At 41.3% G+C, this 12060-nt stretch carries 13 protein-coding genes; 9 read left to right on the top strand and 4 right to left on the bottom strand.

The annotated features are described in order from the left end of the window. Nucleotides 1–102: 102 nt before the first annotated feature. The 4 genes from ACWPVZ_RS05535 (at nucleotide 103) to ACWPVZ_RS05520 (ending at nucleotide 3365) form a co-directional block, all read left to right on the top strand. On the top strand, nucleotides 103–606 hold the full coding sequence (locus ACWPVZ_RS05535; protein WP_037602725.1) for an FUSC family protein: 504 nt from the start codon (nucleotides 103–105) through the stop codon (nucleotides 604–606). 173 nt (nucleotides 607–779) lie between these two features. Continuing rightward, nucleotides 780–1154 carry a MerR family transcriptional regulator gene (locus tag ACWPVZ_RS05530; protein ID WP_008535631.1) on the top strand — a complete coding sequence of 125 codons (375 nt, stop codon included), beginning with the start codon at nucleotides 780–782 and terminating at the stop codon, nucleotides 1152–1154. A gap of 48 nt (nucleotides 1155–1202) precedes the next feature. Then, nucleotides 1203–2546, top strand: coding sequence for a type I glutamate--ammonia ligase (glnA, locus tag ACWPVZ_RS05525; protein WP_454381280.1), 1344 nt, complete (start codon nucleotides 1203–1205; stop codon nucleotides 2544–2546). A gap of 186 nt (nucleotides 2547–2732) precedes the next feature. Further along, the gene (locus ACWPVZ_RS05520) at nucleotides 2733–3365 is read left to right on the top strand and encodes a CHAP domain-containing protein (protein WP_008535629.1); all 633 of its coding nucleotides are present in this window, start codon (nucleotides 2733–2735) and stop codon (nucleotides 3363–3365) included. A 99-nt stretch (nucleotides 3366–3464) separates the two neighbouring features. On the opposite strand, the gene rnjA is transcribed toward ACWPVZ_RS05520, so the two are convergent. Continuing rightward, on the bottom strand, nucleotides 3465–5147 hold the full coding sequence (rnjA, locus tag ACWPVZ_RS05515; RefSeq protein ID WP_002884294.1) for a ribonuclease J1: 1683 nt from the start codon (nucleotides 5145–5147) through the stop codon (nucleotides 3465–3467). 4 nt (nucleotides 5148–5151) lie between these two features. Beyond that, nucleotides 5152–5382 carry a DNA-dependent RNA polymerase subunit epsilon gene (locus tag ACWPVZ_RS05510; protein WP_002884752.1) on the bottom strand — a complete coding sequence of 77 codons (231 nt, stop codon included), beginning with the start codon at nucleotides 5380–5382 and terminating at the stop codon, nucleotides 5152–5154. Between the two features lie 260 nt (nucleotides 5383–5642). On the opposite strand from ACWPVZ_RS05510, the gene tsaB reads away from it, so the two are divergent. From tsaB to ACWPVZ_RS05485, 5 genes are read left to right on the top strand one after another with little or no spacing between them, the layout of a single operon-like run. Then, nucleotides 5643–6329, top strand: a complete 687-nt coding sequence (gene tsaB, locus ACWPVZ_RS05505) for a tRNA (adenosine(37)-N6)-threonylcarbamoyltransferase complex dimerization subunit type 1 TsaB (RefSeq protein ID WP_347096059.1) — start codon at nucleotides 5643–5645, stop codon at nucleotides 6327–6329. Further along, entirely contained in the window at nucleotides 6289–6744 is a 456-nt protein-coding gene (gene rimI / locus ACWPVZ_RS05500; protein ID WP_045769118.1) for a ribosomal protein S18-alanine N-acetyltransferase, read from the top strand. Before tsaB ends, rimI begins: the two co-directional genes overlap by 41 nt. Continuing rightward, nucleotides 6744–7757 carry a tRNA (adenosine(37)-N6)-threonylcarbamoyltransferase complex transferase subunit TsaD gene (gene tsaD / locus ACWPVZ_RS05495; protein WP_454381276.1) on the top strand — a complete coding sequence of 338 codons (1014 nt, stop codon included), beginning with the start codon at nucleotides 6744–6746 and terminating at the stop codon, nucleotides 7755–7757. The genes rimI and tsaD overlap by 1 nt, the downstream gene beginning before the upstream one ends. Nucleotides 7758–7808: 51 nt before the next feature. Then, nucleotides 7809–8501, top strand: a complete 693-nt coding sequence (locus ACWPVZ_RS05490; protein ID WP_270317651.1) for an AzlC family ABC transporter permease — start codon at nucleotides 7809–7811, stop codon at nucleotides 8499–8501. Further along, the gene (locus ACWPVZ_RS05485; protein WP_073686400.1) at nucleotides 8488–8814 is read left to right on the top strand and encodes an AzlD domain-containing protein; all 327 of its coding nucleotides are present in this window, start codon (nucleotides 8488–8490) and stop codon (nucleotides 8812–8814) included. The genes ACWPVZ_RS05490 and ACWPVZ_RS05485 overlap by 14 nt, the downstream gene beginning before the upstream one ends. A gap of 51 nt (nucleotides 8815–8865) precedes the next feature. Here the strand turns inward: ACWPVZ_RS05485 and recD2 are convergent, their stop codons facing one another. Further along, nucleotides 8866–11370, bottom strand: coding sequence for an SF1B family DNA helicase RecD2 (gene recD2 / locus ACWPVZ_RS05480; RefSeq protein WP_454381273.1), 2505 nt, complete (start codon nucleotides 11368–11370; stop codon nucleotides 8866–8868). Between the two features lie 60 nt (nucleotides 11371–11430). After that, nucleotides 11431–12054, bottom strand: a complete 624-nt coding sequence (gene lepB / locus ACWPVZ_RS05475) for a signal peptidase I (protein ID WP_013991198.1) — start codon at nucleotides 12052–12054, stop codon at nucleotides 11431–11433. Nucleotides 12055–12060: the final 6 nt, after the last annotated feature.

The following is a 12060-nucleotide window of genomic DNA, read 5'->3' as shown; positions in this document are numbered from 1 at the left end:
AAAGTAAGTTTCTCTCTAAAAATTGGCGATTATTAGTTAGAACTTTGCAGTAACATACTGTATAAGTAGCCAAATGGTTCATAATCATGTTAAAATGGTAAAATGGGATTGAAATTTGAACCGAAAAAATTTAAATTTGGTATGCGTACACTTAAGACGGGACTTGCTGTCTTTCTTGTTTTAGGTCTTTTTTCTGCTTTAGGTTGGGAAGGGCTTCAGATTGGTTGTTTGACAGCAGTCTTTAGTCTTCGAGAAAACTTTGATAGAAGTATTCAGTTTGGTAAATCACGTATTTTTGCGAATACGGTTGGAGGTCTTTTGTCGCTATTATTTTACTTTGTGAATATGTGGTTTCATCATTCAGTTTGGGTGACCTTGCTATTGGTTCCAATTTTGACAATGTTAACGATTGTCATTAATGTGTCTTTTAATAATGCTTCTGGTGTTATTGGAGGGGTGGCTGCACTTTTGATTATTACCTTGTCTATTCCGCCTGATAATACTTTTACTTATGTTATTGCTAGAGTCTTTGAAACATTCTGTGGAGTCTTTATAGCAATCCTTGTCAATTATGATTATGATTGGCTACTTAAACATTTAAAATAAGAATGATAGGGTTCTATTGGACTCTATTTTTTATGATTTTTCGATAAAATCCTTAAATTAGAGCGAATATACAATGTAATGTTCGGTAATTGCTTATTGTGTAAGAAAAAGTGACATAAACTGTTGACATGTAGAAATATTCAGAATATAATTGTTAGGAAAGGAGGATGATCATGGCAAGAGAGAAAGAATTAAGGCGTTCTCTAGCTGTTTTTCCGATTGGAACAGTTATGAAGTTGACGGATTTAACCGCTCGTCAAATTCGTTACTATGAAGATCAAGGTTTAATTCAACCTGAACGTACAGCTGGAAATCGTCGGATGTACTCATTAAATGATATGGATCGTTTATTGGAAATCAAAGATTTTTTGGATGATGGTTACAATATTGCAGCGATTAAACATGAGTACGAAGAGCGTGAAGTTCGTGCCCAACAAAAACAAGTGGCTTTAACAGATGCGGACGTTCGACGTATCTTGCATGATGAACTCCTTCAGCAAGGCCGTTTTACGACCCCGTCACAACAATTTGGTAACTTGCGTATCTAATTACGCTTTGAACTTTTATTTTTGGTTTTTATAAAGGAGACCCCTATTATGGCAATCACAGCAGCTGATATTCGTCGCGAAGTCAAAGAGAAGAATGTTACTTTCTTGCGTTTAATGTTCTCTGATATCCTTGGTGTTATGAAGAACGTTGAAATTCCTGCGACAGATGAACAGTTGGATAAGGTACTTTCAAATAAAGCTATGTTTGATGGTTCATCAATCGAGGGATTTGTTCGTATCAACGAATCTGATATGTATCTTTACCCAGATCTTGATACGTGGACAGTTTTCCCTTGGGGCGATGAAAATGGTGCAGTAGCTGGTCTTATTTGTGATATCTATACTTCTGCGGGTGAACCATTTGCTGGTGACCCTCGTGGTAACTTGAAAAAAGCTTTGCGTCATATGGAAGAAGTTGGTTATAAATCATTTAACCTTGGACCAGAACCAGAATTTTTCCTTTTCAAATTAGATGAGCAAGGTAATCCTACGCTTGAAGTTAACGATAAAGGTGGTTATTTTGACCTTGCTTCTACTGACCTTGCAGACAACACACGTCGTGAAATCGTTAATGTGTTGACAGAAATGGGATTTGATGTTGAGGCATCTCACCATGAAGTGGCGGTTGGTCAACATGAAATCGACTTCAAGTATACAGATGTTTTGAAGGCTTGTGATAATATCCAAATTTTCAAATTGGTTGTTAAGACAATCGCTCGTAAACATGGTCTTTATGCGACATTTATGGCGAAACCTAAATATGGTATTGCTGGTAGCGGTATGCACTGTAACATGTCTCTCTTCACTGAAGAAGGAAATGCATTCTTTGATCCAGAGGATCCACGTGGTATGCAATTGTCTCAAGACGCTTACTACTTCCTTGGTGGTTTGATGAAACATGCATACAACTATACTGCAATTATTAACCCAACAGTTAACTCTTACAAACGTTTGGTTCCTGGATATGAAGCTCCTGTATATATTGCATGGGCAGGTAGCAACCGTTCACCATTGATCCGCGTTCCTGCGTCTCGTGGTATGGGTACACGTTTGGAATTGCGTTCAGTAGACCCAATGGCAAACCCATACTTGGCACTTGCTGTTCTTTTGGAAGCTGGTCTTGATGGTATTATTAACAAGATTGATGCTCCAGATCCAGTTGAAACAAACATTTACTCAATGTCTCCTGAAGAACGTAAAGAAGCAGGTATTATTGATTTGCCATCAACACTTCGTAACGCTCTTAAAGCATTGGAAACAGATGAAGTGGTTCGTCAAGCTTTGGGTAATCATATCTATACAAACTTCCTTGATGCGAAACGTATGGAATGGGCAAGCTATGCTACCTTTGTTTCACAATGGGAAATTGATAACTACTTGGACATTTATTAAGAAATTAAATTTGAAAATCAGGTTATGCCTGGTTTTCTTTTTCTTTTAAATTTATTAAGTTCTTGGACAAATTACGTAGTTTTAACTGAGCTGTTTTCTTTTGTCATATTTCTTTATTCCTCCTTAATCGCATTAAAATATGAGAGTGTTAAACTAATTTCATATTAATCTTATTCAGGGGGAAATATGAAAACTACAAAAAAAGCTGCTTTGGCAGCAGCCTCAAGTGCATTATTGCTCGGTCTTACAGTCGCACAAACAGTTAATGCTGATACTTATACAGTTCAAAATGGAGATTCATTCTTCGGGATTGCTAGTCAGTATGGTGTAGATCCTTATCAATTAGCAGCTGAAAATGGCATGACTATTTGGTCAACAATTGTTCCTGGTGGAAGCTTGGAAGTTTCAGGAGCTACTACGGCAGTTGAAGAAACAACAGAAGTTTCTTCTTCAGAGGTAACAGCTACTGATTCAGATGCTACTTGGAATCGTTATCCAGTTGGTCAATGTACATGGGGTGTTAAGGAAGTCGCTCCATGGGCAAGTAACTGGTGGGGTAATGGTGGCGATTGGGCCGGAAGCGCTGCTAGCCAAGGTTATGCTGTAGGTTCAACACCTGTGACAGGATCAATTGTATGTTGGACTGATGGTGGTTATGGTCACGTTGGTTATGTAACACAAGTTGGTCAAGATGGTCAAATTCAAATCTTGGAGTCAAACTATAACAACCAGCAACAAATCAATAACTATCGTGGTTGGTTTGATCCACAAAACTCAACTACACCAGGTTCAGTATCTTACATTTATCCAGGTGCATAAAACGAAAAGAAGCGCTTATAGCGCTTTTTTACTTGCTGGAAGAGTTGTGCTCAGACTGGATTTAAACTTAAAAAAAGGTAGCTAGATGGCTACCTTTTTTTATTTATCAGGTGTGAGAATCATTGGAATAATGATTGGTTCACGTTCTGTTTTTTCATATAGAAATGGGCGTAAAGCATTGACGATAGCTCCGTTAACAGATTGGATGCTAGCATCTTTATTCTTAAGAGCGATGCGAATAGCATTGAATAGAATGCGTTGGCTTTCACGGATAAGATCGCCAGATTCACGCATATAGATGAAGCCACGACTGAGGATGTCTGGACCAGCTAGAATCATCTTAGACTTGAAGTCAACAGTAGCTACGGCAAGTACGACACCATCTTCAGAAAGATCACGACGGTCACGAAGAACCGCGGCTCCGATATCCCCAATACCATTACCATCAACATAGATATCTTGGGCATTGAAGTGACCTGCACGACGCGCAGAGTCTTTTGTTAGGGCTAAGACATCACCATTTTCCATAATGAAGATATTATCTTTGGGAACGCCACAATCAACAGCAAGACCTGCGTGGACTTTCTGCATGCGGTATTCACCGTGAACAGGCATGAAGAATTTTGGTTTTATCAAACGAAGCATTAGTTTTTGCTCTTGTTGACCACCGTGTCCAGAGGTATGGATATTGTTGATTTTACCGTGGATAACATCAACACCAGCTTCTTGAATGGTATTAATCAGACGGTTAACGCTAGTGGTGTTCCCTGGAATAGGACTAGATGAGAAGATGACAGTGTCACCAGGTTGTAGTGTCACTTGGCGGTGCATACCATTGGCGATACGTGCCAGGGCCGCCATAGGCTCCCCTTGAGAACCGGTACACATGATAAGAATCTCACTGGCATGATAGTTTTTCATCTCACTAGGATCAATGATAGTCCCTTTTGGAACCTTGATGTAACCTAGTTCAACCCCATTGACAATGGCTTTTTCCATAGAACGTCCGAAGACAACAATCTTACGGCCAGTTTTTACAGCGGCTTCGGCAGCTTGTTGAAGACGGAAAATGTTTGAGGCAAATGAGGCGAAAATAATACGTCCGTGGATGCCTTCAATAATTTTCATAATGGATTGGCCAACAACCTTCTCGGAATTAGTGAAAGTTGGTACTTCAGCATTGGTTGAGTCTGAGAGGAGGCAAAGAACGCCTTCCTCACCAAGTGCAGCCATACGGTGAAGGTCTGCTGGTTCCCCTACTGGGGTGAAGTCAAACTTAAAGTCACCGGTACACACAATTTTACCTTGAGGTGTATGGATGACAATACCGAGAGGTTCTGGAATTGAGTGAGTAGTGCGGAAGAAGGTCACGCTCATATTTTTGAAAGTAAGCTCTGTATTAGCATTAATTTCGTAGAGTTGTGCGTCACGAAGTAGTCCGTGTTCTTCCAATTTTCCTTTGATAAGAGCAAGAGCAAGCGGTCCTGCATAAATTGGGATATTTGCCTGTTTAAGAAGGAAGGGGATCCCACCAATATGGTCTTCGTGACCGTGGGTAATGACAAGTGCCTTTACACGATCAACGTTTTCAACGATGTAAGAATAGTCTGGGATGACATAGTCGATTCCGAGAAGATCGTCTTCGGGGAATTTAATACCCGCATCGACGATGATAATCTCATCTTGGTATTCAATACCATAGGTGTTTTTACCGATTTCCCCCAAACCACCAATCGCATAAACCCCAACTTCTTCAGGTTTTAGATTGATTTTTGATGCCATGGTCTTAGAACTCCGTTACTTCAAAAACGCCTGTTTCTTTTTCGTATTCAAGGGCTTTTTCTGAGAGGAGCTCGATGAATTCGATGTTATAGGCAGTGTTTTTTTCGATGATTTGACGAGCTTGGATACGTCCCTCAAGTTCAGTTTCTGCATCGATATCTAGGTAGAGTGATTTTGTCTGTTCACGGCGTGGATTACGCTCTTTAGTTTCTTGGTAAAAGACTTTATAAATCATGGTTTTCCTTTCTTTCCAAAAGGCTCTGCCATTCTATAAAAAAACCGGTCAAGTTAATCTTTCTATGATTTACTTGACGTTATGATATTCACTTTATGAGTAATAGCTAGTAGCCTTGATTCGTTTAACAATTACTATTATTGTACCATAAGATAAGGGCTAGATAAAGAAAATGGCGGAAAAAGTTGGAAAATGTTCGTTTCTGGGAAACAGTGACTTGTGTTATAATAGAAAAGCATAAAAGGAAACAAGGAAAAAAGATGAAAATATTAGCATTTGATACTTCTAGCACTGCTTTATCAGTAGCCTTGTTGGAAGATGAGAAACTAGTGGCAGAAACAACTGTCACAGTAAAAAAGAACCACAGTATTAGTTTAATGCCCACCATTGATTTTTTAGTTGCTCAGGCAGGCTGGCAGCCGTCTGATTTAGAACGTATTGTGGTTGCACAGGGGCCTGGATCCTACACCGGGCTTCGTGTGGCTGTCGCAACAGCTAAGACGTTAGCCTATGCGCTTGACATTGATTTAGTGGGGGTTTCAAGTCTACAGGCGCTGACAAACCTTTCGGTTGTCGGTGTTGTGATTCCTATCATGGATGCCCGTCGTAATAATGTTTACGTTGGTTTTTATGAAAATGGTCAGGCTATCGTCCCTGATTGTCATGCTGCCTTTACAGATGTTCTTGAGCAAGCTAAAGTTTATGAAAAGGTGACATTTGTCGGTGAAGTGGCTAATTTTGCGGATCAGATTAAGGAAAATCTTCCAGAGGCAACGATCTTGTCTAGCCTTCCATCAGCTCAGTTAATTGGTCGTTTAGGCTTGTCCTTGCCTTCTGTTGATGTGGATGCCTTTGTTCCACATTACTTGAAGCGGGTTGAGGCAGAGGAGAATTGGCTTAAGACGCATGAGGAGACTAACCGTGACAACTACATCAAGCGCGTCTAGATTGAGTAGTCAGGAGCAAGCTCAACTGATTTATCAGATTTTGTCGGATGTTTATGACAAATCTCCGTGGACGATAGAACAAGTGGTAGCAGACTTGGCTTTGGATACTACGGAGTATTTCTATGTTTATGATCAGGAAGAAGTTGTTGGTTTTTTAGCCCTTCAAAATTTGGTGGGTGAGCTTGAGGTGACCAATATCGCTGTTTTAAAAGCTTATCAGGGGCGTGGTTATGCTAGTCAGCTGATGAAGCATTTGGAAGAGCGTAGTGAACCTATATTTTTAGAGGTGAGGGCTTCAAATCAAGTCGCTCAGGCACTTTATAGAAAATTTGGTTTTGAAAGTCTAGGAATTCGGAAAAATTATTATCATGAGCCTCAAGAAGATGCAGTTATCATGAGGCGAGAGGAAGTCTAATGGTAGATAGATATATTTTGGCAGTGGAGAGCTCGTGTGACGAGACTTCAGTTGCCGTTTTGAAAAATGAGAAGGAACTTTTGAGTAATATTATTGCCAGTCAGGTGGAAAGCCATAAACGTTTTGGTGGTGTTGTCCCTGAGGTGGCTAGTCGTCACCATGTGGAAGTGGTGACTCTTTGCATTAAGGATGCCCTTTCAGAGGCGGGCATTACTGCTGAACAACTAGATGCTGTAGCAGTAACCTATGGTCCTGGTTTGGTCGGAGCGCTCTTGGTCGGGATGGCAGCGGCTAAGGCCTTCGCTTGGGTACATGGATTGCCTTTGATTCCAGTTAATCATATGGCTGGGCATCTTATGGCAGCGCGTGAGGTGCAAGAGTTGGAATACCCCCTCCTAGCCCTTTTGGTGTCTGGGGGACACACAGAGTTGGTTTATGTGTCAGAACCGGGAAATTACAAGATTGTTGGTGAGACACGTGATGATGCAGTTGGTGAGGCCTATGACAAGGTCGGGCGTGTGATGGGTTTGACCTACCCAGCTGGGCGTGAAATTGATGAATTGGCTCATAAAGGGAAAGATATTTATGATTTTCCACGCGCTATGATTAAGGAAGACCACTTGGAGTTTTCATTTTCAGGCCTAAAGTCAGCTTTCATCAATTTGCATCACAATGCAGAACAGAAGGGAGAAGTTCTAGTCAAAGAGGACCTTTGTGCTTCCTTCCAAACTGCTGTGTTGGATATTCTCCTAGCTAAGACTAAGAAAGCCTTGGAGCGTTATCCTGTCAAGACACTTGTTGTTGCTGGTGGCGTAGCAGCTAATCAGGGCTTACGTGAACGTTTGGCTGAAGAAATTACGGATGTAGATGTGGTTATTCCGCCTTTACGTCTCTGTGGTGATAATGCTGGCATGATTGCCCTAGCAGCTGCCATTGAATGTGATCAGAAACATTTTGCTGAGTTGGACTTGAATGCAAAACCAAGTCTTGCCTTTGCAGGATTTGAAGAATAAGAAGAACCTCTTACTAGTCTGGTAAGAGGTTCCTTTAGAAAGGAATTGAGTATGTCTGCCTTTCGTTTAGGTGTAAAAGCTGCAGTACCGACAGCCTTAGGATATGTGGCTATTGGCCTAGCCTTTGGTGTTGTAGCGGCGGCTTCTGGTCTATCGGCCCTTGAGGTTGGCCTCATGTGTGCCTTAGTCTATGGTGGCTCGGCTCAGTTTGCTATGTGTGCATTAGTAGTTGCAGGAGCTGGCCTTGGTGAGTTAACCTTGACTGTTTTCTTAGTTAATTTGCGTAACATGTTGATGAGTTTACATGCAACGACGATTTTTACAAAAACAAGCCTCTGGAATCAGCTGGGAATTGGTAGTCTGATTACGGATGAAAGTTATGGTGTCTTGTTGGGAGAATATGTGCATCATAAAGATATTTCTGCGAACTGGATGCATGGGAACAATATTTTCAGCTATCTGGTTTGGATTGTATCATCAGTTGTTGGGTGTTTGATTGGTTCCATGATTCCTAATCCTGAGCTTTTTGGTTTGGATTTTGCCTTGATTGCCATGTTTATAGGTTTGTTAAGTAGTCAGATAGATGCTTTGTTAGGTAAAGGCGTGCGTAAGCTATTCTTGATTTTACTATCTATTGCTGTGGCTTATCTAAGCTTTAGTGTCATTCTGTCGGAATCTTTGGCTGTTTTAGTGGCTACTTTGGTTGGATGTAGTGTGGGGGTGATGTGTGATGGCCGTCAATAAGTTTATTCTCATTGCCATTCTACTTGGGTTTGTGGTTAGCTGGGTGCCCCGTGTTCTCCCCTTTGTTTTAGTGAAATACAAGGGCTTACCAGATATCGTTGTTCGATTTTTGCACTACTTACCAGTTTCTATCCTCTTTGCTCTGATTCTCTCTAGTCTCACGACTGAGAAGATTGGTCACTTGCCACAGTTTAAGTGGATGGAAATACTGGCTACTGTGCCAACGGTAATTGTAGCATTTAAGAGCAAAAATCTGCTCTATGCAGTAATCGTCGGTATAGTGTCTATGGCCCTGATTCGTTTAGTGTTTTAGTAAATGAAAAGACTTGGAGTTGCTCTTAGTGAGTCGCTTTCCAAGTCTTTTTTAGTTATTGTTAAAAAAGGCAGCAATATCGTCTTCACTGAGACAAATCATAGGATCTATAGTTGACCAATTATCTTCAGTTAAACGATAGTTTTCTTCGGTTTGCACAGGTTTGTTAACAGACTTATCCACAGGCTGTGAATAAGTGTTAATAAGAGCTGGAGATGGATTTATATTTCCCGAAATGTCTTTGTTTTCAAGGGGTTCTGAGGATTCGTTGTTTTCCTTTTTGGTTTGATTGGATGCGTCTGTTGCCTCGTTTTTAACAATCTTTTCTACAGACTTATCAACAGCTTGTGTATAAGTTTGTTCAAAACGTTGGATGAGATAAGTATTTCGTTTAGCCCCCTCGTTGTGAACAGCATAATCGAAGGCTGCGATTTCCCCTAGCATGACTAGTTTACTCTTGGCGCGTGTGATTGCGGTGTAAATGAGGTTACGTTGTAGCATACGCCCACTTTGGCGTGTGATGGGAAGGATAACGACTGGGAACTCACTCCCTTGGGATTTGTGGATTGACATAGCATAGGCCAGAGTAATCTTACTCCATTCGTTACGAGGATAGATAACTTCATTGCCATCGAAGGACATGTAGATTTCGTCCTGCTTACTTTCAGTATATTTACCAGGGATGAGATCAGTAATGATTCCGATGTCGCCATTGAAGACATTGAGCTCTGTATCGTTGACCAGATGGAGAATCTTGTCATTCTTGCGGAAGAAGATATCATTAAAGGCGAACTGATTGGCCTTTTCTTGAGGATTAAGTAGGTCTTGCATAATGGTATTGAGATTGTTAATACCAGCCTGTCCTCGGTACATGGGGGCTAGAATCTGAACATCCTGAGCTGCAATCCCACTCTTTATCGCAGCAGAGACGATTTTAGGAACCATCTGTGGAATATGGTTGGCATTGGCCTCAAAGTAAGAGCGGTCAGCCTTTTTCTCTGTGAAATCAGCGGGTAGTTGGCCTTGGCGCATCTGGCTAGCTAGGGTAACGATAGTGGAATCCTCGGATTGTCTGAAAATTTTGGTTAGGGAAACCTTAGGCAAGTTATCAATCTGCAAAAGGTCAGCCAAGACTTGGCCAGGGCCTACGGAAGGTAGTTGGTCTTGGTCACCCACAATGATAACTTGGGTTGAATCAGAGATACTTTCAAAGAGTTGATTAGCCAACCAAGTATCAACCATAGAGAACTCATCGATGATAATCAAATCGCAATCGAGATAGTCCTCTAAGGTCTTAAAATCGTCCTCGCTATTGAGGCCTAAATGTCTATGAATAGTGGCGCTAGGTAGTTGGGTGAGTTCGTTCATCCGACGAGCAGCCCGTCCCGTTGGTGCTGCTAAAATAATAGGTAAATCGGACTTTTTGAGATCTAGGCCATGAAGGTCAGCATAGGTTTTAATAATGCCGTTAATAACAGTGGTTTTCCCTGTTCCGGGACCCCCTGTCAGGATGAAGACCTTGCTTTGTAGGGCTTTGAAAATGGCATCTTTTTGAACCTGATCATAAGTAATACCAAGCTCCTCTTCCACCCCTTCAAGGCTGTCTAAGATTTTGTCTTCAGAGCTGACATCAGGTTGGTCCTTCATGATACGAGTTAGGTGGGTATAGATGCCCTGTTCCGCAAAATATAGGGTATTATCAAAGATTTTAGTCTCTACATTTTGCACCTTATCCTCTTGGATAAGATTGGTTAATTGGTTAGCGACCAAGGCGGGGTCAAGTTCAATCGGACGAGCACCTTCCAAAAGAATGATGGTCCGTTCAAGCAAGGCTTTGGCTTCTATGTAGGTGTCGCCTTCTTCCATACTGGCTTCTAGTAGACAATGAATCAAGGCAGCTCGTAAACGCTCAGGAGCATCACTAGCAATTCCAAGACGTTCAGCTAGTTGGTCAGCCATTTTAAAACCGATTCCTTGAATCTCCTCTACTAATAGATAAGGGTGTTCCTCAATAAGATTTAGTGACTCTTCCTTATATTGGTTGAAAATTTGTGAGGCGGCCTTTGGTGTGAGTCCATAGCTAGAAAGTTTGGACAGGATTTGCTCGGCTCCATAATTGATTTTTAACTTAGCAACAAAGGCTTCTCGATTGACCTTGGAGAGGTTGGGAATCTGCTCTAACTCGCTAGGATCCTCGAGAATCTTGTCAATAGGGTCTTCTCCGTAAATTTCGACAATACGCTCGGCCGTTTTCTTACCGATTCCTTTGAAATTGTCGCTGGCAAAATATTTGATAAGACCGCTGGCAGAAGGTTTTGAACGCTCATAGCGGGTCATTTGTAGCTGTTCCCCATATTTAGGGTGATTGGTTAGTTGGCCCCAGAAGGTATAGTCTTCACCCTCCATGACATCCCCCATAGTTCCTGTGACAATGATTTCGTAGTCTTCAAAATCACTGTCCGTTTCGTCAATCTCTAAGAGTAAGATACGAAAAAAATTACTAGTGTTTTCGAAAATGACGCGTTCGATAGTTCCTGAAAAATAAAATTCTTGCATGTGTTTTTCCTAGATACATAATAAGGCTGGGTTTCCCCAACCTTATCTTATTTAGTGGTTTTAGTTGTCTTCAACGGTACCAATTTTATTAAGTGGCCAGAAGCGGAATTTGACTTCCCCTACAAGAGCACTCTTGTCAAAGTAACCAACTTCGCGGCTATCTTTTGAAACGATACGGTTATCTCCAAGTAGGAAATATTTGCCTTCAGGAACAGTGACAGAGAAAGTAGTGTTTTTGTCTGCGTTGACAGTGAAGGCCTTAGATTCTTTAGCCAGTTGTTGGAAGTAATCGCGGTATGCATACTCTTTTTGTAGCTTATCTTTGGCAAAGGCAGCCTGGAATTCTTTGAGGTATTCTTCCTTGACTTCTTTACCGTTGACAGTAAGTTTGTCGTTTTGATAGGTAATGGTATCACCTGGCATCCCAATGACACGTTTTACGATTTGTTTCGTCTTACCATTTTCAACCTCCTTGGCAACGACAATATCAAAGCGTTCAATGGACGTGTGTTTCAAAACAATAACACGCTGGTTATTGGCGAGAGTTGGATCCATTGAGTGGCCGTCAACCTGAACAGGAAGCCAGAGGAAGAGGCGAGTCAAGAGGAAGAATGTGATAAAGAGGATAAAGAGTCCCCATTCACGAAGGAAAATGAGAAAGTATTGGGTCCATTTGTTTTTCATAGTTAA

The organism is Streptococcus sp. Marseille-Q6379 (genome assembly GCF_965119505.1).
Note: the sequence above shows the minus strand (reverse complement) of the source record. Positions and strands in the feature narration are given on the sequence as shown.